Origin of the sequence: Parasphingopyxis sp., assembly GCF_052168295.1 — a bacterium.
Lineage (GTDB): Bacteria > Pseudomonadota > Alphaproteobacteria > Sphingomonadales > Sphingomonadaceae > Parasphingopyxis.
In genome coordinates this window covers 14,140-32,257 of sequence record NZ_JBQLZN010000019.1, presented here as the reverse complement: position 1 = coordinate 32,257, position 18,118 = coordinate 14,140, and the positions used below count along the sequence as shown (strand labels likewise).

Annotated in this window: 22 protein-coding genes, 1 tRNA gene and 1 pseudogene; 10 read left to right on the top strand and 14 right to left on the bottom strand. The window is 63.2% G+C overall.

The features are described 5' to 3' along the window. Positions 1-87: 87 nt before the first annotated feature. The 5 genes from nusG to ACTS1Z_RS03050 all read right to left on the bottom strand — a co-directional run bounded on the left by nusG (position 88) and on the right by ACTS1Z_RS03050 (position 5,360). On the bottom strand, positions 88-624 hold the full coding sequence (nusG, locus tag ACTS1Z_RS03070; protein ID WP_176869031.1) for a transcription termination/antitermination protein NusG: 537 nt from the start codon (positions 622-624) through the stop codon (positions 88-90). 54 nt (positions 625-678) lie between these two features. Continuing rightward, positions 679-876 (bottom strand): preprotein translocase subunit SecE, encoded by a 198-nt coding sequence (gene secE / locus ACTS1Z_RS03065; RefSeq protein ID WP_299321264.1) that lies wholly within the window; start codon positions 874-876, stop codon positions 679-681. Between the two features lie 159 nt (positions 877-1,035). Beyond that, positions 1,036-1,111, bottom strand: a tRNA-Trp gene (locus ACTS1Z_RS03060). An 85-nt stretch (positions 1,112-1,196) separates the two neighbouring features. Beyond that, entirely contained in the window at positions 1,197-3,530 is a 2,334-nt protein-coding gene (locus ACTS1Z_RS03055) for a putative bifunctional diguanylate cyclase/phosphodiesterase (protein ID WP_442622964.1), read from the bottom strand. Positions 3,531-3,626: 96 nt separating this feature from the next. Continuing rightward, entirely contained in the window at positions 3,627-5,360 is a 1,734-nt protein-coding gene (locus tag ACTS1Z_RS03050) for a fatty acyl-AMP ligase (RefSeq protein ID WP_442622963.1), read from the bottom strand. A gap of 152 nt (positions 5,361-5,512) precedes the next feature. On the opposite strand from ACTS1Z_RS03050, the gene ACTS1Z_RS03045 reads away from it, so the two are divergent. From ACTS1Z_RS03045 to ACTS1Z_RS03020, 6 genes and pseudogenes are all read left to right on the top strand, one after another. Beyond that, positions 5,513-6,052 carry a RecX family transcriptional regulator gene (locus ACTS1Z_RS03045; RefSeq protein WP_442622962.1) on the top strand — a complete coding sequence of 180 codons (540 nt, stop codon included), beginning with the start codon at positions 5,513-5,515 and terminating at the stop codon, positions 6,050-6,052. 77 nt (positions 6,053-6,129) lie between these two features. Continuing rightward, a complete protein-coding gene (locus ACTS1Z_RS03040; RefSeq protein ID WP_442622961.1) occupies positions 6,130-6,720 on the top strand; it encodes a cold-shock protein in 591 nt (196 codons plus the stop codon). A 6-nt stretch (positions 6,721-6,726) separates the two neighbouring features. Continuing rightward, positions 6,727-7,254 carry a DUF192 domain-containing protein gene (locus tag ACTS1Z_RS03035; protein ID WP_442622960.1) on the top strand — a complete coding sequence of 176 codons (528 nt, stop codon included), beginning with the start codon at positions 6,727-6,729 and terminating at the stop codon, positions 7,252-7,254. Positions 7,255-7,316: 62 nt separating this feature from the next. Further along, positions 7,317-7,700 carry an NADH:ubiquinone oxidoreductase subunit NDUFA12 gene (locus tag ACTS1Z_RS03030; RefSeq protein WP_442622959.1) on the top strand — a complete coding sequence of 128 codons (384 nt, stop codon included), beginning with the start codon at positions 7,317-7,319 and terminating at the stop codon, positions 7,698-7,700. Further along, positions 7,697-8,248, top strand: coding sequence for an outer membrane lipid asymmetry maintenance protein MlaD (gene mlaD / locus ACTS1Z_RS03025; protein WP_442622958.1), 552 nt, complete (start codon positions 7,697-7,699; stop codon positions 8,246-8,248). Before ACTS1Z_RS03030 ends, mlaD begins: the two co-directional genes overlap by 4 nt. Positions 8,249-8,439: 191 nt before the next feature. After that, positions 8,440-8,688 (top strand): annotated as a pseudogene (locus ACTS1Z_RS03020) (DUF2155 domain-containing protein); the annotation flags it as partial. Positions 8,689-8,723: 35 nt separating this feature from the next. Here ACTS1Z_RS03020 and aat read toward each other — a convergent pair. The 8 genes from aat to aroQ form a co-directional block, all read right to left on the bottom strand. After that, complete coding sequence (aat, locus tag ACTS1Z_RS03015; RefSeq protein ID WP_442622957.1) at positions 8,724-9,422, bottom strand: leucyl/phenylalanyl-tRNA--protein transferase; 699 nt, start codon at positions 9,420-9,422, stop codon at positions 8,724-8,726. Positions 9,423-9,478: 56 nt separating this feature from the next. Continuing rightward, a complete protein-coding gene (locus ACTS1Z_RS03010; RefSeq protein ID WP_442622956.1) occupies positions 9,479-10,210 on the bottom strand; it encodes a ParA family protein in 732 nt (243 codons plus the stop codon). A 69-nt stretch (positions 10,211-10,279) separates the two neighbouring features. After that, positions 10,280-11,266, bottom strand: coding sequence for an alpha/beta fold hydrolase (locus tag ACTS1Z_RS03005; protein ID WP_442622955.1), 987 nt, complete (start codon positions 11,264-11,266; stop codon positions 10,280-10,282). 28 nt (positions 11,267-11,294) lie between these two features. Next, positions 11,295-11,645, bottom strand: coding sequence for an arsenate reductase (glutaredoxin) (gene arsC / locus ACTS1Z_RS03000; RefSeq protein WP_299321280.1), 351 nt, complete (start codon positions 11,643-11,645; stop codon positions 11,295-11,297). 8 nt (positions 11,646-11,653) lie between these two features. Beyond that, positions 11,654-12,058 carry an ACT domain-containing protein gene (locus ACTS1Z_RS02995; protein WP_442622954.1) on the bottom strand — a complete coding sequence of 135 codons (405 nt, stop codon included), beginning with the start codon at positions 12,056-12,058 and terminating at the stop codon, positions 11,654-11,656. Then, the gene (gene accC / locus ACTS1Z_RS02990; protein WP_442622953.1) at positions 12,058-13,419 is read right to left on the bottom strand and encodes an acetyl-CoA carboxylase biotin carboxylase subunit; all 1,362 of its coding nucleotides are present in this window, start codon (positions 13,417-13,419) and stop codon (positions 12,058-12,060) included. Before accC ends, ACTS1Z_RS02995 begins: the two co-directional genes overlap by 1 nt. Positions 13,420-13,431: 12 nt before the next feature. After that, positions 13,432-13,926: an acetyl-CoA carboxylase biotin carboxyl carrier protein gene (accB, locus tag ACTS1Z_RS02985; protein ID WP_442622952.1), complete on the bottom strand. Its 495-nt coding sequence runs from the start codon at positions 13,924-13,926 to the stop codon at positions 13,432-13,434. A gap of 57 nt (positions 13,927-13,983) precedes the next feature. Continuing rightward, positions 13,984-14,424: a type II 3-dehydroquinate dehydratase gene (gene aroQ, locus ACTS1Z_RS02980; RefSeq protein WP_442622951.1), complete on the bottom strand. Its 441-nt coding sequence runs from the start codon at positions 14,422-14,424 to the stop codon at positions 13,984-13,986. 81 nt (positions 14,425-14,505) lie between these two features. On the opposite strand from aroQ, the gene thiS reads away from it, so the two are divergent. From thiS to ACTS1Z_RS02965, 3 genes are all read left to right on the top strand, one after another. After that, positions 14,506-15,501 carry a sulfur carrier protein ThiS gene (gene thiS, locus ACTS1Z_RS02975; RefSeq protein WP_442622950.1) on the top strand — a complete coding sequence of 332 codons (996 nt, stop codon included), beginning with the start codon at positions 14,506-14,508 and terminating at the stop codon, positions 15,499-15,501. Positions 15,502-15,585: 84 nt separating this feature from the next. Then, entirely contained in the window at positions 15,586-16,335 is a 750-nt protein-coding gene (locus ACTS1Z_RS02970) for an SDR family oxidoreductase (RefSeq protein ID WP_442622949.1), read from the top strand. A gap of 114 nt (positions 16,336-16,449) precedes the next feature. Further along, the gene (locus ACTS1Z_RS02965; protein WP_442622948.1) at positions 16,450-16,632 is read left to right on the top strand and encodes a CsbD family protein; all 183 of its coding nucleotides are present in this window, start codon (positions 16,450-16,452) and stop codon (positions 16,630-16,632) included. A 299-nt stretch (positions 16,633-16,931) separates the two neighbouring features. Here ACTS1Z_RS02965 and ACTS1Z_RS02960 read toward each other — a convergent pair whose 3' ends face one another. Then, complete coding sequence (locus ACTS1Z_RS02960) at positions 16,932-17,168, bottom strand: hypothetical protein (protein WP_442622947.1); 237 nt, start codon at positions 17,166-17,168, stop codon at positions 16,932-16,934. A 124-nt stretch (positions 17,169-17,292) separates the two neighbouring features. Between ACTS1Z_RS02960 and ACTS1Z_RS02955 the strand changes: the two genes are divergently transcribed. Then, positions 17,293-18,093, top strand: a complete 801-nt coding sequence (locus ACTS1Z_RS02955) for a hypothetical protein (protein ID WP_442622946.1) — start codon at positions 17,293-17,295, stop codon at positions 18,091-18,093. Positions 18,094-18,118 lie beyond the last annotated feature (25 nt).

The window sequence follows — 18,118 nt, the reverse complement described above, 5'->3', positions numbered from 1 at the left end:
TCTCACCTTTTCTCTTGGCTTAGCGGTACCAGCGGCAGTGGCCCTGCCTCCCGCACTTTCCGGACCATCCGGAAACTCGTAAAATTCCTATTTGACCAGTTCGACCTGCTCGAATTCCAGTTCGACCGGCGTGGCGCGGCCGAAGATCGATACCGATACCTTCACGCGGGCCCGGTCGAAATCCAGTTCCTCGACCACGCCGTTGAAGCTCGCGAATGGGCCGTCGAGCACCTTGATCTGATCGCCGATTTCGTAATCGACATTGATCTTCTGCTTCGGCGCCGCGGCGGCTTCCTCCTTCGTATTGAGGATACGCGCGGCTTCGGCTTCGCTGATCGGCTGCGGCTTGCCGCTCGATCCGAGGAAACCGGTTACCTTCGGCGTGTTCTTGACGAGGTGATAAACATCGTCGGTCATGTTCAGCTTGGCGAGCACATAGCCGGGGAAGAATTTGCGCTCGGTCTGCACCTTTTTGCCGCGCTTGACCTCGGTGACTTCTTCGGTAGGCACCTCGACTTCCTCGACGAGCTGCTCGAGGCCCATGCGCGTGGCTTCGGCCATGATGGCGTCCCGAACCTTGTTCTCGAAGCCCGAATAGGCGTGAATGATGTACCAGCGCGACATGGATGCAAATACCTTAGCTCTAATCTTCTGCCTGAAACTGCTAGCCGAAACCGTTTAGCTGACGAGACCGATGAGGAAGCGAACGATCATGTTGAAGAACGAATCGACGCCCAGAAAGAACATGGCCAGGATGAAGGTCATGATCATGACCATGATACCCGTCTGAATCGTTTCCTGGCGCGTCGGCCAAACGACTTTCGACGTCTCGGCGCGTACCTGCCGAACGAACTCGCCTGGGCTAGTCTTTGCCACGGTTCTGCTCACCCCGTTCCAAATCGAACACTCGAAACCACAAAAGCACACACGCCGCCATCGGCCCTTCCGGCCGACATTGGCGTGAGTGTTACACTCTATCTCGGACCCGCAGGCTTGCCTTTCAAGACGTGCCTGCCGGACTAGTCGAAGACCGGATGGCAGGAGCGGAGGGGCTCGAACCCACGACCCTCGGTTTTGGAGACCGATGCTCTACCAACTGAGCTACGCTCCTCCGAGTCCAAGAATGGCGCGTTTAACGGGGCGCAGAGGGGGATGCAAGGGCATTCTGGCCGTCGCGGCCCGCCAGAACGCCGGGTTCAGGCGACCGCCCGGCCGTCCTCGCCGCCGACCCGCGCCTCGACCTCTTCGGCATGCATCGGGGCATCGAGGAAATAACCCTGGACCTGTGCGACGCCGAGCCGTTCGGCGATCGCATATTGCTGATCATTCTCGATACCCTCGGCAATCGTTGCGATCCCGAGGCTGTCGGCCATGGCAATGACCGCGCGAATGATCGCGATGCTCGATTTCGAACCCTTCTGCGCGTCCCGAATGAAGCGGCTGTCGATCTTGATCGAATTGAAGCTCGCCTTGCCGATAAAGCCGAGCGTCGAATAGCCCGAGCCGAAATCGTCGAGCGCCATCGTCACGCCAAGCGCGCGCAGCTGTTCGAACGTCTTGATCGCCTGCTCATTGTCCTTGCCCAGGATCGCCTCGGTGGTCTCCAGCTCGAGCCGGTTGGGCGCGAGCCCGGACTGGGAGAGCGCGGAGATGATCGCCGCGCTGAGACGCGGATTGCGCAGCTGGCCGGCCGACAGGTTGATCGCAAGCCGATATTGCTCGGGCCAGGCCACAGCGTCGGTGCAGGCCTTGCGGAACACCCATTCGCCGATCGGGTCGATAAGGCGCGTTTCCTCGGCGATCGGGATGAACTTGTCGGGCGAAATATCGCCCAGTTCCGGATGCGTCCAGCGCAGCAGTGCCTCGAAACCGGCCACCTCGCCGGTCGCAAGCGTCACCACCGGCTGATAGGCGAGATGCAGCTCCTCATTCTTCAGTGCGTCGCGCAGCGCGGTTTCGATGGCGCGGCGTTCTTCAGCTTTCTGCAGCAACGCGGGCTCGAACGGGGAATGCGTGCCGCGGCCGCTGCCCTTGGCGCGATAGAGCGCAAGATCGGCCTTGCGCAGCAACGAGCCGGCCGATCCGCCGTCCTTGGGATATACGGCCGAACCGACACTCGCGCCGATATGCAGTATTTGCTCGTCCACCTCATAGGGCGCTGACAAGGCGATAATGATCTCGCGCGCACGGCGGTCGAGATCCTGGGACGACTGGATATCGGCGACGACCATCGCGAATTCGTCGCCGCCCAGCCGGCCGCAGCAATCGCCGGGTTGCGTGAGCTCTTTCAATCGCTGCGCGACTTGCTCCAGCAACTGGTCGCCGACCGGGTGACCTGCCGTGTCGTTGATCGCCTTGAAGCGATCGAGATCAATCATGAGAAATGCGCAATAGTGATTGCCCGACGCGGCTTTGGCGATCCGGTCGCGCAGGAGTTCGTTGGTATGGGCGCGGTTGGGCAGTCCGGTCAGCGCGTCGAAATGCGCCATGTGATGGATTTTCCGTTCGATTGCTTCGCGGTCTGTCACGTCGGCGATAACGCCGCGGTAGCCGACGACATGCCGGTTTTCGCTGAGCCGCGGCGTTCCGGAAATCTTCCACCAGCGTTCTGCATCGCCGATCTGCAAGGGCACCAGATGGTCGCTGAACGTCTGTCCGGCGCGCATCTTCTCGAGCAGGTCGGCCGCTTCCTCGCGCAACTCGCCATTTTCCCAATCCGCCCCCGCGATCAGGCGCATCAGCGGCATACCCTCAAGTTCCGTGACACCAAGGCCGGTGGCGGCGGTGAAACGCGGGGAGGGATCGACGATGCCTTTTCGTGCGTCCACCTGCCACAGCCAGTCGCTTTCGGCGGAGTTCTCCTGCCGCAACATCAGCCTCACGACGTCGCGCTGCTCCGCCAGAGCAAGGTCGTTGCGCATACGGGCGATGGCAGCCCTGCCGTTGATGAGCAGGGTAAAGGTCAGGCACAGCATGTAGGAAAAGGTAAGACCGGCCAGCAGGTTCAGGCCGAATTTGTAGAGCATCACGCTGAGGCTGATCCCGACCAGTCCGTTGAGCATGATACCGGCAAGCGGTACGACGCTGAGCATCAGCGCCGTCGCGCCCATGATCGCCAGACTGAACGCGGCGATCGTTACGATCTGCTCGAGATCGCCATATTCGGCGAAAAAGAGCGGCGGAATGGACCAGAACAGGCCGAGGATCGCGCAATTGCCCGCTGCGCGCATGATATCGACGCGGCGTGCCCCGCCGGTCCGCCTCAAATTCGCGGCGCGCGCCGTTGCGACTGAGACCAGCCCGATGCCGAGGATTATCAGCCATAGCGTCATGATTTCCGACGGCACCGATCCCCAGAACAGGGTGGCGGACGAGATGGTCGCGAGTATGACCGCCGCCATCGGGAGCAGGGAGTTTTTGCTAAGTTCGCGGAGCTGGGCGGCGCGCACGAGCTTCCACTCACCGTCGCGCGGTTCGCGAAAGCCTAGAATTTCCAGCCAGCCAAGCTGGTTGGTGTCCTGTGTCGCCATTACCGTCCCTTTGACTGTCGGATAGGGAAAAACCCTTTCCGAAAGCCGGAACAGGACGGTTAAGAGCGGCTTTACCGCAAATTGGTTAGCGCCGGTTCAGGCTGCAATATCATAAGGTTGGATTTCGCCGGACAGGTACAGGTTGCGCGCTTTCGCCCGGCTGAGCTTGCCCGAACTCGTGCGCGGCAGGGTGCGCGGCGGGACCAGCTCGATCACGCAGTTCATGCCGGTGATCGCGCGCACCTTGTCGCGGATCAGGCCGTGCAGTCTTGCGCGTTCGTTAAGATCGGACGTGCGGCACTGCACAAGAACCGCCGGCGTTTCCTCGCCACCCGCTGCGGTGATCGCGAAGGCGGCGATGTCGCCGGACTTGAATCCGGGCAGTTGTTCGACCGCCCATTCGATGTCCTGCGGCCAATGATTCTTGCCGTTGATGATGATCATGTCCTTGGCGCGGCCGACGACATAGAGATAGCCGTCCGACAGATAGCCCATATCACCGGTGTCCAGCCAACCGTCCCTCATGCAGGCATCGGTCGCTTCCTGATCGCGGAAATAGCCGTCCATCACGGCGGGGCCGTCGACCCATACCTGGCCGATCGATTTTTCGGGGAGCACGGAACCGTCTTCGTCGCGGATCTCGATCATGGTGTCGCGCACCGGCTTGCCGCAATTGACGATCGCGCGATAGCGTTTCGGTTCGTCATTATCGGCCTCGGGCACACCGGAAAGCGCGCTCTCCTCGACGAGATCGACGACGATCCCTTCGCCGGCCGGCATCAGCGTGACGGCGAGCGTCGCTTCGGCAAGGCCGTAGCTCGGTACGAAGCATTTGGGATCGAAGCCTGCATCGGCGAAGGCGTCGGTGAAATGCTGCATCACGTCGGGCCGGATCATGTCGGCGCCATTGCCGGCGAGCCGCCAGCGCGACAGGTCGAACCGTTCCTTCACATTGGACTGGCTGCCGATCCGGCGGGCGCAGATATCGTAGCCGAAGGTCGGCGAATAGCTGCACGACGTGCCGGGATTGCGGCTGATCAGGTCGAGCCAGGCGAGCGGGCGGCGGGCGAAATCCGCGGTCTTCAGATAGTCGGTGGAGACCTGGTTCGCGACCATCGAGAGCATGCAGCCGACCAGGCCCATATCGTGATAGAAGGGCAGCCAGGAAATGCACCGGTCCTTCTCGCCGATCAGCATGCCGTTGGCGTGTGAACCCAGATTATGGAGCAGCGCCTTGTGGCTGATGATCACGCCATGGGGAAAGCGGGTCGAGCCGCTCGAATATTGGAGATAGGCGACGTCATCGGGGCTCGCCTTCGGAAATTCCGCATCCGGCGCGTCACGCTCGGCGAAACTTTCCCAGGCTTCTCCCGGCACAGAACAGGCATCGGCGGCCGCCTGCGATATCTCGGCGATTTCCGCTGGATACAGCAGCAGCTTGGGCTCTGAACTACGCAACTGCACCGCGAGCTGATCGATATAGCCGTCCTTGCCGCCAAAGGATGTCGGCAGCGGCAGCGGCACGGGCAGGGCGCCCGCATAGATCGAACCGAAGAAGAGCGCGCAAAAATCGGGCTCCGTATCGGCGATCAGCGCGACCCGGTCGCCCGGTTCGATGCCGAAGGCGATCAGGCGTTTCGCGGCCGCAACCGCGTCTTCGCGCAATTCGGAATAGGGATAGGTCCGGATCAGCTTGCCGCGCGCATCGTGAAAATTGAAGCCGCGTTTGCCCTGCGCCGCATAGTCGAGCGCTTCGCCCATCGTGTCGAAATCCGCAAAGCGCCGCGGTAGATCGTCGAAGATCGGTGTCGGTTCGAGAGAATCTGCCATGATGTCCTTCAAATGCTGCCCGTGAGGCGATCGGGAAGGCCGCTTTCGTGCGGTTTCTCGTTCGGCCGAACGCCGTCGCAATTGTGTCGATGATCGATTTAGCCGATCAGCCGCGTTCAAAATCCGGCCCCACTATGGCACAAAGATGGCGCATGAACGGACGAACCCGCAAAAAACCCCGTCCACCGCTGGATCGCGAGAGCCTGGAGCAGCTCGCGCTCTTCTATGTCGGGCGATATGCGACGACGCGCGCCAAGCTGCGCAACTATCTCGGCCGCAAGATACGCGAGCGCGGCTGGGCGGACGAGCGGCAACCGCCGATCGAGGATCTGGCCGAAAAATTCGCGGAACTCGGCTATGTCGACGATGCGGCTTTTGCGAGCGCCAAGGCGGCGTCCCTGCTGCGGCGCGGCTATGGCGAAAGGCGGGTGGAGCAGGCGCTCTATGTCGCCGGCATCGAAGACGAAGATGCGCATGATGCCCGGGAACAGGCGGAGGCACAGGCATGGGAGGCCGCGCTAGCCTTTGCGCGGAAGAGGCGCGTCGGACCGTTCGCGCGTGAGGCGCTCGATCCGGACCGCAAGCGCAAGGCGCTCGCCGCCATGATGCGGGCCGGACATCCGTACGAGCTCGCCCGCAAGCTTATCGAGGCTGCCCCCGGCGATGTGCCGGAACATGAGCACGGATTATAGCGTCTCGAAATGGGCCTTAAGGCCCTTTCAACAGTGCCGAAAACTGTGTTAGTCATAGTGTTGACAGGGGACGATGGATGGCATCCGAGCGGAACGTAGCCGTATTCGATGCTGCGTCGGAAGACGTGGCGCACGACGCTGCGTACCCGGAATCCGCGCCCCAGTCCGCCTCGCGCGCGACCGGCCGCGTCAAGTGGTTCGACAGCACGCGCGGCTACGGCTTTCTCGTGCCGGATGACGAAGGCGGCGATATCCTGATCCACTTCTCGGTTCTGCGCGATCATGGCCGGCGGACGCTGCCCGAGGGGGCGCTGATCGAGTGCGTTTTCACGCAAGGCGATCGCGGACGCCAGGCGACCGAAATACTCTCCATCGATCTCGACGAATGCGAAGATGTCGCGGCGCCATCCGAACGGCCGTCCAGTGCCGTCGACGAAGCGCTGGAGGAGTCGGCAGGCGATTTCGAACCGGTCACAGTCAAATGGTTCAACCGTCTGAAAGGCTATGGTTTTCTGATTCGCGAAGACGCCGATCGCGACGTCTTCGTGCATATGGAAATCGTACGCCGGTCGGGGCTCGGCGAGATCGACACGGGAGACCGATTGCAGGCGCGGATCGCGGACGGAGGGAAGGGGCCTCTTGCCGTCGCGCTCGCACATTGCGAATAGCCTGACATGACCCGATTATTTCGTACCGCGCTGCTCGGCGCGCCCTTGGCGCTGGCCGTGCTCGGCTGCCGCGCCGAATCGCAGCTTCCGGCCAACCCGCCCGCCGCGTCGGACGTGGCGCAAGAGGCCGAGACGGAAGATGCGGTCGAGACCATTCCCGTCACCGTGCGGTCGGCCACCGGCGACCATGTATTCGACGTCGAGACCGCCATCACGCCGGACGAACAGCGGCGCGGACTGATGTTCCGCGAATCGCTGCCCGAAAATGGCGGGATGATCTTCCCGTTCGAGTTTCCGCGTCTCGCGAGTTTCTGGATGCGCAACACGATGATCCCGCTCGACATGATCTTCATCCGCGCGGACGGGGTGATCACGAATATCGCGCGCGAGACGGAGCCCTACACGCTCGATTCCTACTATTCGACCGAGCCCGTGATCGCCGTGCTCGAGATTGACGGCGGACGGGCGGCCGAGCTCGGGATCGAGGCCGGCGACCGGGTCGGCTGGCCGGGCGGACCGGCTTTGCCCGAATAACCGGCCATTGAGCGCAAGAAGAGTTGGCGCGCCCGCCAAGAGGCGCTAAACGCCGAACCGCTATGCGATTTTTGAAGAAGATTTTCACCTGGTGGGACGGCGCCACGATCGGCACCGCGCTCTATTCGGCGCGCAAGGGCCGCTTCGTCGCCGAGGACGGCGCCGGCAACCGCTATTATGAAAGCAAGAAAGGCCCGCGCCGCCGCTGGGTCATCTATGCCGGCGGCAACGATGCGAGCAACGTGCCGGCCGAATGGCATGGCTGGCTGCACCAGACGGTCGAGGATATTCCCGATCAGAGCCTCCCGCCCGCGCGCGTCTGGGAAGCGCCTTATACGCCCAATCTGACCGGCACCGGTGGTGCCTATCGCCCGGCAGGCGCGCTCGAAAAGGGGCGTAACCGCGCGCGCGCCAGCGGCGATTACGAAGCCTGGAGCCCAAGTTGAGCAGCATCCGCAATCATCTGCTCGAAGCGCTGGTCGGCCTTGCGGTCGTCCTCGTCGCGGCGTGGCTGGTCTATGTCTTTGTCGGCCGGACGGCTGGCGGAGCGGGCAGCGATGCGATCGAAGTTACCGCGCTGTTCCCGAATGTCGGCGGTATCGATGTCGGGACGGACGTTCGCGTTGCGGGCCTGTCGATCGGCAAGGTGACGGACATCTCGCTCAATCCCGACGATTATCAGGCGGAAGTCACGATGGCGATCGATCCGTCCGCCAATATCCCTAACGACAGCAGCGCCGCGATCACCAGCGAAAGCCTGCTGGGCGGCAGCTATATCGCGTTGCTGCCCGGCGCGTCGCCCGATCCGCTGGCCGAGGATGACGTCATTCTCGACACGCAGGGCGCGATCGACATGACCGGCCTGATCGGTTCGATGATCAACGATTCGGGTGGCTCGGACGGCATGGGCGACACGATGAGCGATGACTTCGGCGACACCATGAGTGACGATTTCGGTGAGGAAGAATTCGGGGCGGAGGAAACGTCTCCGTGATCCGCGCCGTGCCCCTGGCCGCGCTGCTCGCGCTCGCCGCTTGCGGCTCGGGCGGCGAGGCCGAGGACGACGCACCGCCGCCGGAACTGACGCTCGATCAGACGCGTACCGGCGATGCAGACGCGGCGGACACGATCGACAATATCGAAGAGATCGGCGATCTCCCGGTCGACCTCGCGGGCGTGACTCCGATGGAAGAGCGCGTCGCCGTGCTCGGGCTGCTCAACAAGCGCAACGGCACGTCGCGCGAAATTCGCCTTCAGCCGGGCGAATCGACGCGGGTCGGCGATGTGCTCATCCGGCTGCGCGCGTGCGAACGCACGGCCCCATGGGAGCCCCAGCGCCTGACCGGTGCCTTCGTGCAGCTATTCGTTCGCGAGACCGATCTGCGCGGCAACGATGAACGCTGGGAGCGGGTCTTCTCCGGCTGGCTGTTCAAGGAACGGCCGGCGCTCAACGTCGTCGAGCATCGGCTCTACGATGTCTGGCCGAGAGCCTGCGAAATGACATATCCTGATACCGCTCCGTCCGGACCGGAATCCGTGCCCTCCAACGCCGAAAGCGAAACGCCCGTCACCGACGTGACGGAAGCGCCGAGCGACGACAGCGCCGAATCGAGCAACGAGGCGTAGTCGGCCTTCGAAATCTCGATCGCGCCGAGCGATGCGAGATGATCTGTCATGAACTGGCAATCGAGCAGGGTGAACCCGCCATGGCGCATGCGCGCGACGAGATGCGCGAGCGCGACCTTCGACGCGTTCGATACCCGCGAAAACATGCTTTCGCCGAAAAAGGCGCGCCCGAGCCGTACGCCGTATAGCCCGCCGACCAGCTTGTCCTCCTGCCAGCATTCGATGGAATGCGCGTGGCCGCGCCGATGCAGCGCGCCATAGGCTTTCTTGATCTGCGGATTGATCCAGGTATCGGGCCGGTCGGGCTGGGGTTCGGCGCAACAGGCGACGATGCGGTCGAAGGCCGTATCGCGGGTGACGCGGAACCGGTCCGACCGGATCGTCTTCGCGAGCGAGCGGGAGACGCGAAAACCGTCGAGCGGCAATATCGCCCGCATCTTGGGCTCGACCCAGAAAACCTCGTCGGCATGGCGGCTGTTCGCCATCGGAAAGACGCCGACCGCATAGGCGCGCAGCAGCATGTTGGGATCGAGCAGATTCACGCCGCCATGATACCGCGCTGCGCGCCCTGCGTCATCGGTGCTGCGCCGGGACGGTGTTAGAGTTTCGCGATCTTGCGCTCTACGCCGCGCCAGAGCTTCGCGAAGGCCTGGCCGGCCGGCGAATGTGGCGCGAAAGCGCCGACCGGCGCGCGATGGCTCGCCATCTGTTCGACCGCGCTCGCATAGGGGATGACCGGCCAGCTGCTTTGCCTTTCCAGCGCCTCCTTGTGGAGGTTCCGCCGCCGGTCGACCATCGTATAGACCGGCAGTATGGCCGTGCGGCCCTTGTGGTGGCGTTTGACATGGTCGACGACCGCATCGAACGCGCGCTGCGACAGCGGCGATGGGATCACCGGCGCGATCACGAGATCGGCGGCGCGCAATATCTGGTCGCTGGTTTCCGAAAGGCCCGGCGGGCAATCGAGAATGATCCGGTCATAATCTTTCGAAACGGTGTCGATGATTTTCGCGAGCCGCTTCTTTTTGCCGAAGGTGAAGAACATGCGATCGAGTTCGCGCAGCGATGCGTCGGCGGCGAGCAGGTCCAGCCGTTCGACCGCCGTCGAGCGGATCAGTTTGCGCGGCTTGACCTCCTGATCGTAGACACCGTCCGCGCGGCGCTTGGGTTTCTTCCCGTCCTGCAGCAGGAAGGTCGCCGCCGCCTGCTGATCGAGATCCCAGAGCAATGTCCGGCGCGAGGACAGCATCGCCGCGCACCAGGCGAGATTGACCGCGAGCGTGGTTTTACCGACGCCGCCTTTCATGCTGTAAATCGCGATGGTGCACATGGCGGTTTTCTAGCGGCCCCCGGCCTCCGCGCCAAATCGAAATGGTCCTATGCATCCCATTTTGGGACGCTATTCAGCGGCCTGTTCGACGGGCTCGATTGCGTCTTGCGCGTAGAGCGTTTCCAGCCATGCGCGGACGTCCGCGGCGCTGCGATCGGGCGCTTCTTCCATCGGGATATGGCCAATGTCCGGATAGGCGATGAGGCTGCTTTCGGGGATATGTTCGTCGAACCATTCGCCCGCTGACAGTGGCACGAGCGTGTCTTCCGCGCCCCACATCAGCAAGGTCGGGGCAGTGATCGTCGCCATGGTTTCGGGGCTCGCTATGGTGCGATCCGCGCGTCCCCGGGCCAGCGTCGCCGCGCGATTGCCGGGATAGCGGATCAGGTCGTAATAGCGGTCGACCATCGCATCGTCGATCATGTCCTGATTGCTGACGCTCTGGCGGAGCGAGCGCTCGACCATCGATCGCGGCGTGATCTTCTGCATGAGCGATGAGATGACCGGCATCCGCGCGATGCGGAAACCGATCGGCACTTTCTGAGGCCGGGCATCGGGCGCGCCGGAGGCATCGACCAGCAGCAGTCCGTCGATCCGGTCCGGATGGGCGAGGGCATAATTCCAGGACGTCCAGCCGCCCATCGAATTGCCGCCGACAACGAACCGCGTCAGCCCGAGATTGTCCGCGACACCGGCCAGCGTGTCGACGAAGCTCTCCGTGGAATAGTCGCCATCGGGGTGTGGGCCGGTCAGCCCATGGCCGGGCTGGTCGTAGGTAACCACGCGATACTCGTCGGAGAGACGCTCGACCCACGGCTCCCAAGTATGCAGCGAAGCGCTTGATCCGTGAACGAGGATAATGGCCGGCGCATCGCGCGGGCCCTGATCGCGGACATGGACGGTCAGCCCGTTGTCCAGCTCGATGAATTGCGACGCCTCATTGGCATATTGCGCGCGCAGTTCGTCGGCATCGCGGTCGGGTGTCCAGAACCAGGCGACTGCGCCGACAATGACGATGAGCAGGGTGAGCGCGGTCCATTTGAGAAATTTCTTCATGGCCGCGCTTTACCCCCTCTAATGCGGTTCAGATAATCTCTTTGACCAGGTCCTGCGGCCGGCACAGGCGGACGCCATTCTTCGTTTCGACGATCGGCCGGTTGATGAGAATCGGGTTCTTCACCATCGCATCGAGGATCTGATCGTCGGTTACGTCCGGATCGTTCAGACCCAGCTCCTTGGCGATCGGTTCCTTGGCCCGCATGCCCTCGCGCGGGGTGATGCCGGCTTTCTTGTACAGCTCTTTCAGCTTCTTCTTCGTCGGCGGCTCTTTGAGATACTCGATCACGCGGACCGCAATGGCCGGCGCTTTTTCCAGAATCTCCAGCGTCTTGCGCGACGTGCCGCACCGCGGGTTGTGGTAGATAATGGCCTGCATCGAACGAATTACTCCTGTGCCTTCGACAAGTCTTCCAGAACCGCCATCGCCTCGTCACGCCGCGCCCAGGGCACGAACACATGATCGTGATGATAAGCCGCAACTATATTGGAACTGATCCCCTTTTCGGCAAGCGCGGCGGCGATTCTCGCCGTCAAGCCGACGGCGTCGAGCGCGCTGTTAGCGCCGATCGTGATTTTTGCCCAGCCCCCTTCATGCGCCAGACCGATACCCTCCATGATGGAGGTAAGCGCGATCACGCTCGCCCCTTCCGCTTCGGCGAACGTTGCGATGGGCACTAGCCCCTGCGGCCAGCCTTCGCCCATCGGGATCGTCGCGAAGCCGTGTTCCTCCTCGGCGAGCATGGGTTTGAGGTCGCGCAACAGCGCGTCGAGATCCGTCTCGCCGGGCATCAGCTGGCGTCGGCTGCAGCCGCTTTGCGCTCCAGCCATTCCTCCAGCCATTTTATCGTGTAATTGCCGGCCAGGACGTCCGGGTCTTCGAGCAGCGCCTGATGGAGCGGCAGGGTCGTGTCCACGCCGTCGATCACCATCTCCTCGAGCGCCCGGCGCAGGCGGCGGATGCACTTGTTCCGGCTCTTGCCGTAGACGATCAGCTTGGCGACCATGGAATCGTAATGAGGCGGGATCGTATATCCCGAATAGAGCCCGCTATCGACACGCACATGCATGCCGCCGGCCGCATGATAATTGACGACCTTGCCCGGCGAGGGCGCGAAGGTGTCGGGATTTTCCGCATTGATCCGGCATTCGATGGCATGGCCGGTGAACGTCACCTCGTCCTGCGTCACCGATAGCGGCTGGCCGGCGGCGACCAGTATCTGTTCGCGCACCAGGTCGATCCCGGTGATCATCTCGGTCACCGGATGTTCGACCTGCAGGCGCGTGTTCATCTCGATGAAGTAGAACCCGCCATCCTCGTAGAGGAATTCGATCGTGCCCGCGCCGCGATAGCCCATATCGGCCATCGCCTTCGCGCAGATATCGCCCATCCGCGTCCGCTCTTCTTCGGTGATGGTGGGGCCCGGCGCCTCTTCGAGAACCTTCTGGTGCCGCCGTTGCAGCGAGCAGTCGCGCTCGCCGAGATGGATCGCATTGCCCTTGCCGTCGCCGAAAATCTGGAACTCGATATGGCGCGGATTGCCGAGATATTTCTCCAGATAGACGGTGTCGTCGCCAAAGGCCGATTTCGCCTCGGAGCCGGCCTGTTTCATTAGCGATTCGAGCTTGCTCGCCTCGGGCACGACCTTCATGCCGCGTCCGCCGCCGCCCGATGCGGCTTTCACGATCAGCGGATAGCCGATCTCTTCGCCGATCTTCTTCGCCTCGGCGATGTCGCGCACGGCCCCGTCAGAGCCGGGCACGAGCGGCAGGCCGAGCTTGCCGGCCGTCTTCTTCGCCTCGACCTTGTCGCCCATGACGCGGATATGTTCGGGCTTCGGCCCGATCCAGATGACGTCATGCTCTTCGACGATCGACGCGAACTTCTCATTCTCCGAGAGAAAGCCGTAACCGGGATGGATCGCGTCGGCATGGCTGATCTCGGCGGCCGAGATGATGTTCGGGATGTTGAGATAGCTGTCCGTGGCAGGCGGCGGGCCGATGCACACGGCTTCGTCGGCCAGCTTCACATGCTTGGCCTCGGCATCCGCCGTCGAATGCACGGCCACCGTCTTGATATCCATTTCGTGGCAGGCGCGATGGATGCGCAGCGCTATCTCGCCGCGATTGGCAATCAGGACCTTCTTGATCATCGGATCGCCCGCCTACTCGATGACGACGAGCGGCTGGTTGAATTCCACCGGCTCCGCATCCTCGACGAGCATGGCGCTGACCGTGCCCGACTTGTCGGCGGCGATCGGGTTCATCACCTTCATCGCCTCGATGATCAGCAGCGTATCGCCCTTGGACACCGTATCGCCGACCTTGACGAACGGGTCGGCGCCGGGCTCGGGCGCCATATAGGCAGTGCCGACCATCGGCGATTTGAGCGCGCCGGGATGCTCGTCGACAGCCGCGGCGGGCGCGCTTTCCACCGGCGCGGACGGGCTGGGCGCCGCCGGGGCAGGTGCGGGGGCCGCGACAGGGGCCGGGGCCGCCATGGACACGCTGCCGGGCTCGCGCGCGACGCGGATGCTCCGTTCACCGTCTTCGACTTCGATTTCGGTGAGATTGACGTCGTCCAGCAGCTCGGCGAGCTGGCGCACCAGTTCGGTGTCGACATTCATGGTGCCCTTGGCGGCGCCTTTGTCCGTGGTCATTGCAAACCCTTTATCCCTGTTGCCGGCCGTCGCCAGCGTACAAGCCAGCGCTTGTACTCAAAGCTGAAGGGCCGCGTCCAGCGCCAGCAGATAGGAAAGTGCGCCGAAGCCCGAAATCGTGCCGTGCGCCGCTTCGCCGACCAGGCTTTTCCGCCGAAACGGCTCGCGCGCATGCGGGTTCGACAGGTGCACCTCGATCACGGGGACCGACACGGCCTTTATCGCATCGTGCAGCGCCACCGATGTATGTGTGAAACCCGCGGCATTCAGCACGATGGCCTTCGCCCCGTCCGCCTGTGCCTCATGGATCCAGTCGACCAGATGGCCTTCATGGTTGGACTGGCGGACTTCGATATCGACGCCGGCCTCCTGCGCCCGGTCTTCGAGCCGTCCGGCGATGTCGTCCAGCGTGTCGGAGCCGTAGATTTCCGGCTCGCGCATGCCGAGCAGGTTCAGATTGGGCCCGTTAAGGACGTAGATCACGGCTTTGTCGGCCATTGGCGCTGCCTTCCGGTTGCGGCGATGCGGGGCGGACACCTATATGCGGCTCGTCTCGTAACGCAAAGGCAGGATGCACGCATGACCAGCGATGGCACGGTTTCCATTCGGATCAACGGCGAGCATCGCCGCGTCCACAAGGGCCTGACGCTCGCCGCGCTGGCGAGCGAGGAATTGGGCCTCGATCCGGCGAAAGTGGCCGTCGAGCGCAATCTCGAAATCGTGCCCCGTTCCACGCTCGGCGATGTACTGGTCGAGGATGGCGACGAGCTTGAGATCGTCCATTTCGTCGGCGGCGGCGATTCTGCCGAAGATGGCTGGAGCGTGGCCGGGCAGAGCTTCACCTCCCGCCTGATCGTCGGCACGGGCAAGTACAAGGATTTCGAGGAGAATGCCGCGGCGCTCGAAGCCTCGGGGGCGGAAATCATTACCGTCGCCGTGCGCCGGGTGAACGTCTCCGATCCCAAAGCGCCGATGCTGACCGATTTCATCGATCCCAAACAATACACCTATCTCCCCAATACGGCGGGTTGCTTTACCGCCGAGGAGGCGATCCGGACGCTGCGGCTGGCGCGCGAAGCGGGCGGCTGGGATCTCGTGAAGCTCGAGGTGCTGGGCGAGGCGAAGACGCTCTATCCCGATATGCGCGAGACGCTGCGCGCGACCGAGACGCTGGCGAACGAAGGCTTCAAGCCGATGGTCTATTGCGTCGACGATCCGATCGCCGCGAAACAGCTCGAGGAAGCGGGCGCGGTCGCCGTGATGCCGCTCGGCGCGCCGATCGGTTCGGGCCTCGGCATCCAGAACCGCGTGACGATCCGGCTGATCGTCGAGGGCGCGAGCGTGCCCGTGCTCGTCGATGCGGGTGTCGGTACGGCGTCGGATGCGGCGGTGGCGATGGAACTGGGATGCGATGGCGTGCTGATGAACACGGCGATCGCCGAGGCGAAGGCGCCCGTCCGCATGGCCCGCGCGATGAAGCTTGCCGTGGAAGCGGGCCGAGAGGCCTATCTCGCCGGCCGTATGGCGACGCGCAAATATGCCGATCCGTCCAGCCCGTTGGCCGGCCTGATTTAACCCCGTGCCGGCGGAACGATCGCGCTGCTCCGTTGTTGGGTGAGGAAGAGGGGACCGTCTTTCTCACACCCACAGGAGCTTCTAATGGCACGATTTTCCGACAAGCGCATTCTGATCACCGGCGGTACCAGCGGTATGGGCCTCGCTGCGGCCAAGCGGATCGCCGGGGAAGGCGGGCGCGTCGCCGTTACCGGCCAGAGCGAGAACCATCTCGACGAAACGCGCGAGGCCCTGCCGGACGATGCGCTGGTCCTCCAGAACGATGCCGGCGACCCCGATGCCGCGAAAGCGCTTGCCGAAACCGTGAAGTCCGAAATGGGCGGCCTGGACGGGCTCTGGCTGAACGCCGGGTTCGGGATATTCGAGCCGAACGACCAGGTCGACGCGGAAGGCTTCGACAAGCAGAGCGATGTGAATGTGCGCGGTCCAGTGCTGCAGATGGCGAGCCTGATCCCGCATCTGTCCGATGGCGGATCGGTTGTCGTGACGGCGTCGGTGTCGCCCTATCTCGGCCAGGCCCAGGGTGCGGTCTATGCCGCGACAAAAGGGGCGGTGACGGCGCTGACCCGTTCCTGGGCGGCCGATCTCGCGGGGCGCAACATCCGCGTGAACTCGATCGCGCCGGGCCCCATCGACACCAATTTCATGAACGGGATGGGCCTCGACGAGGACCAGAAGGAAGAATTTCTCGACATGATCAAGGAGCAAGTGCCGCTCGGCCGGTTGGGCACGTCCGACGAGGTCGCCGCGGTCGCCCTGTTCCTGCTCTCCGACGATGCGTCCTACGTGACCGGCTCGCAATATATGGTCGATGGCGGGATGACGTTCCGCTAGTCGGCCGGCGCCCGGATTTTTTGCGGCGAGCTGCGGAACATCGCGCCCGTTTCCATCGTTAAGTCTTTGGGAAGTCGATCCAATTCCGGATTGGCAGACGAGAGGAGAATGACGATGGGCGAACTGAAGGACAAGGCGAAAGGCGGCGCGAACAAGGCCGCCGGGCTCGCCAAGGAAGCCGCCGGCGAAGTGACCGGCGACAAGAAACTCGAAGCCAAGGGCGAGAAGCAGCAGGCCAAGGGCCAGGCGCAGAAAGCCAAGGGCGAAGTGAAGGGTGCGCTCGGCGACAAGATCTGAACGCGGAACCTTTGCACACGGATACGGGCCGCTCCGGGAAACCGGGGCGGCCCGTTTCGCATCTGCAGCGGATTGGCGCCGTTGCAGGCCGGCGGATGGCAAGTTGATCTATGCCAGCCAACCGTTCGTCGAAATTGGCGCTCCGGCCGCTTTACATGCGCCCGGATTTCGGGCCTTACGACAGGCGTCGGAGTTACCTGGTTTCTACTGCCCCTGTAGCTAAACCGGGTCGCATCGGGCCATCGCCGACCCCTCGGCGATGGCCCTTTCCGGCTCTACCCAGCATCCGCCATTCGCGATCAGCGTCGCCACAGCCATAACAGGATCGCGGCATTGACGGCCGGGGCGAGTAAGGCGGCCGCCATGCCGCCAATCCCGATCCGATCCGCCAGAAGGTTCCATGGAAGCCCGAGCGGCATCAGGAAAACGCCGGACAGGGGATCCCTGTCCTGTCCGAACCAGCCGAACGTCCCGACCAGATAAAGCAGCACCGCACCCGCATACAGCGCGAGAAAAATCGCGAAAATCCATTTCATGGCATGCTCCTTATCGGCCATCGCCAATCCAAACCATTGCTTTCTTTGCCATTTGGAGCAAAAGTGCTTTGGGGAGACAGACTCGCTGAGGGTGGTGGAACGCACGAATCAGGGAGACTGCACGATGCGACTTTCAACACTCCGGAATCTGGCGGCGGGCGTTGCCGCCACCGCCTGTCTTGCCGCCCCGGCTCATGCCGACGGCGCCGACGACCTTCAGGACTTGGTCGGTGCGCGCGGCGGACAGGCCGAAATGAGCCTTCAGCGGCGCGGCTATGAACATGTCGAAACGCATCAGGCCGGCAATGTCCTCGCGGCGCATTGGTGGAACGAGGAAGCGGACGACTGCGTCCTCGTCCGCACATATGACGGCCGCTACCAGTCTATCACCGATGCCTCGGATCAGGATTGCGGGCACCATGAAGGCGCTGGCACGGCGGCGGCGATCGGCGTGATCGGCATCGGTGCCGCGCTGATCGCGGCGCTGGCCAGCAACCATCACAATAATGACGATCACGGCGACAATGACAGCAATAGCCGCGACTATCGCGCCCAGTATGACCGCGGTTTCAGCGACGGGCTGCACAACGCCACCTATCACAATTACGATCGATCGGACGGCTATGCGAACGGGTATGAGGCCGGCGTTCAGCAACGCGACCATAATCTGCGTCATCGCCGCCATCATCGCGGCGGCGGGTATCAGCCCTCTGTCGATGTCAGCGATCTCAACGGTGCGCGCGCGGCCGGCGCGATGAGCGAACTCGACCGGCGCGGTTTCCGGCAGGTCGACAACTTCACGTCAGGCAATACGCGCTACAGCATCCAGTGGCGCCCGGATACGCGCCAATGCTTGCAGGCGACCGTCGCGGACGGCCGGATTTACGACATCCGCGACATCGGAACGCATCCACGCTGCAATTGATCGAGACTGCGCCTGAACAGGCCGA

What these genes read in the sequence shown, in the direction of transcription:
- ACTS1Z_RS02970 (WP_442622949.1), top strand. Translation starts at nt 15,586, where the DNA reads ATGGCACGATTTTCCGACAAGCGCATTCTGATCACCGGCGGTACCAGC.
- ACTS1Z_RS02955 (WP_442622946.1), top strand. Translation starts at nt 17,293, where the DNA reads ATGCGACTTTCAACACTCCGGAATCTGGCGGCGGGCGTTGCCGCCACC.
- accC (WP_442622953.1), bottom strand. Translation starts at nt 13,419, where the DNA reads ATGATCAAGAAGGTCCTGATTGCCAATCGCGGCGAGATAGCGCTGCGC.
- ACTS1Z_RS03055 (WP_442622964.1), bottom strand. Translation starts at nt 3,530, where the DNA reads ATGGCGACACAGGACACCAACCAGCTTGGCTGGCTGGAAATTCTAGGC.
- ACTS1Z_RS03045 (WP_442622962.1), top strand. Translation starts at nt 5,513, where the DNA reads ATGAACGGACGAACCCGCAAAAAACCCCGTCCACCGCTGGATCGCGAG.
- thiS (WP_442622950.1), top strand. Translation starts at nt 14,506, where the DNA reads ATGACCAGCGATGGCACGGTTTCCATTCGGATCAACGGCGAGCATCGC.
- ACTS1Z_RS03010 (WP_442622956.1), bottom strand. Translation starts at nt 10,210, where the DNA reads ATGTGCACCATCGCGATTTACAGCATGAAAGGCGGCGTCGGTAAAACC.
- arsC (WP_299321280.1), bottom strand. Translation starts at nt 11,645, where the DNA reads ATGCAGGCCATTATCTACCACAACCCGCGGTGCGGCACGTCGCGCAAG.
- ACTS1Z_RS03035 (WP_442622960.1), top strand. Translation starts at nt 6,727, where the DNA reads ATGACCCGATTATTTCGTACCGCGCTGCTCGGCGCGCCCTTGGCGCTG.
- ACTS1Z_RS02965 (WP_442622948.1), top strand. Translation starts at nt 16,450, where the DNA reads ATGGGCGAACTGAAGGACAAGGCGAAAGGCGGCGCGAACAAGGCCGCC.
- ACTS1Z_RS03050 (WP_442622963.1), bottom strand. Translation starts at nt 5,360, where the DNA reads ATGGCAGATTCTCTCGAACCGACACCGATCTTCGACGATCTACCGCGG.
- aroQ (WP_442622951.1), bottom strand. Translation starts at nt 14,424, where the DNA reads ATGGCCGACAAAGCCGTGATCTACGTCCTTAACGGGCCCAATCTGAAC.
- ACTS1Z_RS02995 (WP_442622954.1), bottom strand. Translation starts at nt 12,058, where the DNA reads ATGCCCGGCGAGACGGATCTCGACGCGCTGTTGCGCGACCTCAAACCC.
- accB (WP_442622952.1), bottom strand. Translation starts at nt 13,926, where the DNA reads ATGACCACGGACAAAGGCGCCGCCAAGGGCACCATGAATGTCGACACC.
- ACTS1Z_RS03030 (WP_442622959.1), top strand. Translation starts at nt 7,317, where the DNA reads ATGCGATTTTTGAAGAAGATTTTCACCTGGTGGGACGGCGCCACGATC.
- ACTS1Z_RS03005 (WP_442622955.1), bottom strand. Translation starts at nt 11,266, where the DNA reads ATGAAGAAATTTCTCAAATGGACCGCGCTCACCCTGCTCATCGTCATT.
- ACTS1Z_RS03040 (WP_442622961.1), top strand. Translation starts at nt 6,130, where the DNA reads ATGGCATCCGAGCGGAACGTAGCCGTATTCGATGCTGCGTCGGAAGAC.
- ACTS1Z_RS02960 (WP_442622947.1), bottom strand. Translation starts at nt 17,168, where the DNA reads ATGAAATGGATTTTCGCGATTTTTCTCGCGCTGTATGCGGGTGCGGTG.
- nusG (WP_176869031.1), bottom strand. Translation starts at nt 624, where the DNA reads ATGTCGCGCTGGTACATCATTCACGCCTATTCGGGCTTCGAGAACAAG.